This is a genomic window from Sandaracinobacter sp. (genome assembly GCF_041909755.1).
Taxonomy (GTDB): domain Bacteria; phylum Pseudomonadota; class Alphaproteobacteria; order Sphingomonadales; family Sphingomonadaceae; genus Sandaracinobacteroides.
Map to the genome: position 1 here is coordinate 36,030 of NZ_JAYRCW010000012.1, position 2,765 is coordinate 38,794.

The 2,765-nt window shown below is 69.7% G+C and carries 4 protein-coding genes; all 4 read right to left on the reverse strand.

The features are described 5' to 3' along the window. On the reverse strand, window positions 1–263 hold a 263-nt coding region (locus ACE3O8_RS03385; RefSeq protein ID WP_374386774.1), incomplete at its 3' end, for a flagellar motor protein MotB. Beyond that, window positions 260–1,123, reverse strand: a complete 864-nt coding sequence (gene motA, locus ACE3O8_RS03390) for a flagellar motor stator protein MotA (RefSeq protein ID WP_374386776.1) — start codon at window positions 1,121–1,123, stop codon at window positions 260–262. The genes motA and ACE3O8_RS03385, both read right to left, overlap by 4 nt. 69 nt (window positions 1,124–1,192) lie before the next feature. After that, window positions 1,193–2,107 (reverse strand): flagellin, encoded by a 915-nt coding sequence (locus tag ACE3O8_RS03395; protein ID WP_374386778.1) that lies wholly within the window; start codon window positions 2,105–2,107, stop codon window positions 1,193–1,195. Between the two features lie 14 nt (window positions 2,108–2,121). Further along, a partial coding sequence (locus ACE3O8_RS03400) for a flagellar basal body rod C-terminal domain-containing protein (RefSeq protein WP_374386780.1) occupies window positions 2,122–2,765 on the reverse strand: 644 nt, incomplete at its 5' end.

The window sequence follows — 2,765 nt, forward strand, 5'->3', positions numbered from 1 at the left end:
AGCGACCGGCCCTGCAGCATGCCGTTCGATCCGCCTGAGGTTTCCGATTCCATCACCGTCGGCGCGAAATAATCCGCGATGCCCTTGCGCTGATCTTCGTTGGTGGCGCCCAGCAGCCACATCAGCAGGAAGAAGGCCATCATGGCCGTCACGAAATCGGCATAGGCCACCTTCCAGGCCCCACCATGATGCGCGGCATGGGCGCTGGCCTTCACCTTCTTCACCAGCACTTCCGGTTCGGGAAGGGGGCCCATTGCCGTCATTTTCCGCGAACGCCTTCAAACACTTCGGTGAAGGCGGGCTGGTTGGCCGGGCGGATCGCCGTGCGGGCCGTTTCCAGCACGATGGGTTGCGGCTGGTTCCGCAGGGAGGCCAGGATCACGCGCCGCGCGACCTGATAGATTTCGGCGTCCGCCTCCAGAATCGCCTTCAGCCGCGCCGCCATCGGCCCCACGATGCCATAGGCCAACAGCACGCCCAGGAAGGTGCCGACCAGCGCGGAGCCGATCATCCCGCCCAGAACCGGCGGCGGTTGATCGATGGAGCCCATCGTCTTCACCACGCCAAGCACCGCAGCGACGATCCCCAGCGCCGGAAGCGCGTCCGCCAGCGTCTGCAGCTCCGTCGCGGGGCGCATCGCATCGTGGTGATGGGTCTCGATGGCGGAATCCAGCACATCCTCGATCGCGACAGAGCTGACCGTGCCGGTGGAAACCACCAGCAGGCGAAGCGTGTCCGTCACCAGATGCACGAAGAAATGATCGCCCTTCAGTGCCGGAAACTCGGCCCACAGCGCCGATGAATCGGGGGCCTCCACATGCGGCTCGACCGCGACGGCGCCTTCCGTCTTCAGCATCCGCATCAGCCGGACGGTCAGGAAGATCGCGCCCAGATAATCGGCCTTGCGGAACCTTGGGCCCTTCACGATCCGGCCGAACGCCCCGCCAATCTGCTTCAGGCTGTTCAGGTCGTTGGAAACGATGATCGCGCCGATGGCCGCGCCGCCGATGATCAGCATTTCATGGGGCAGCGCGTGAAAGACCGGCCCCAGCGACCCGCCGGTCAGCGCAAAGCCGCCGAACACCATCACCAGAAGCACGACGATTCCGGCAATGGCCATCATGGCGGCTGTTTCTCCCTGTGCGCGCGGACAGATCGGTCCGGCTGGGATACGGCCCTGCCGCGTTCCGGTTTAGCCGATGCGGTCGAACAGGGTGCCGTCATAGATGTGGGCGAAGCTGGCCTGTGCGGCCTCCAGCGTGGTTTTCAGGGCGTCCAGCCGCGTGATCGCGGCCGTCATGTCCAGCCCCTTCGCGGCAGACAGCGCCTCTGCCGTCTGCAGCCGCGCCTCCGCCAGCCGGTCCGCCTCGTCCCCGATGCGGGCGCGGCCCGCGCCGATGCGCGATTGCCCATCGAGCAGGCGATCCGTCGCGCGCTCCAGCCCGGACAGCACACTTACCATCTGCGTCTGGCGAAGGGCCTGGTCGCTTTCCGCCAGCGCTTCGGCCAGATCGCCCAGAACCGCAAAGGCAGAGCCGTCGCCCGCGCCGAACAGCAGAGGCCCCGGCGGCGAAGCCGTGCGGCCGATCCCGGCGGCCTCGGCGCCTGCCGCCCGGTCGAAGCCCTGCCATTCGATGCCGCCGTCGGGCAGCTGCACATAGGCGGGCTGGCCGTTCCGTGCGCCGGCGAACAGGTGCAGGCCGGATTCGTCGCGGGCGTTTGCCGCATCCAGCAGCTGTGTGCGCAGCACTTCCACCTCTCGCGCGATCACCTGCCGGTCCTGCGGCGTGAGCGTGTCGCTGGCGGCCATCAGCGCCAGTTCGCGGGCGCGCAGCAGAGCGGAACTGGCCGTTCCCACGGCCGTTTCGGCCAGCGCCAGCCGGCCTTCCGCCCGGGTAAGGCTGCGCTGATCCGCCTCCAGCCGGCTGTCCAGCCGCAGCAGCTGCGCGGCGCGATTGGCGGCGGCAGGATCCTCGGACGGGGTGGTGAAGCGTTCGCCAAGGGCGATCTGGCGGCCCAGCCGCTCCACCTCCCGGTCGAGCGCCCCCATCCGGTCTGCCTGTGCGAGGAGGGGGCTGCGGGCGTTGACGGAGAGCGGCGTCGGCATGGGCAGGGGCCTTTTCAGCGGCTGGATTGGAGCAGCGTTTCGAAGATCTCGCGCGCGGCCTGGATGATGCGGGCATTGGCGCCATAAGCCTGTTGCAGCCGCAGCATGTCCGTCGCCTCGCTGTTCAGGTCCACGCCGGAGGCGAGCGACAGCGCCTCGGCCGCCTGGTTGCGGTTCTCGCGCGCGATCTCGAACCGCTGCTGGCGGGCCGCTGCGGCAACCGCGACACGGCTGACCAGCGCGTCCGCCTCTGCGCCGGGCGTGGTGGCGCCGCTGTCCCTGAGGGCGAGAAGGGCAAGGGCGTTGCCGTTCGCGCCGGACTTCGCCCCGTTTCGCTCGATGGCGAAGCTGTCGCCGTCTGCCGCCGCGCCCGTCAGCCGAACGGAGACGCCGTCGCCTTCGATCCAGCCACCCGGCACCCCGGTGCCAAGGACTGCGCCGAGGCTGTCGGTCAGCGTGAGCAAACCGCCCGCATGGCTGAGCGTGAGGGGCGGTGTCGCGGGTGAGGGCAGGGATGCCGAAGGCCGGAGTTCCAGCGCGGTACTCCCGGTGTTCGCGGATGCCGGCTCCGCGATCCAGCGCTGGGGCGTGCCGCGCCCGCCGGGCGCCACCCGGCCGGTGCGGGGGGCGGCGGGCCCCCCCCCCCGCGGGCGACGGG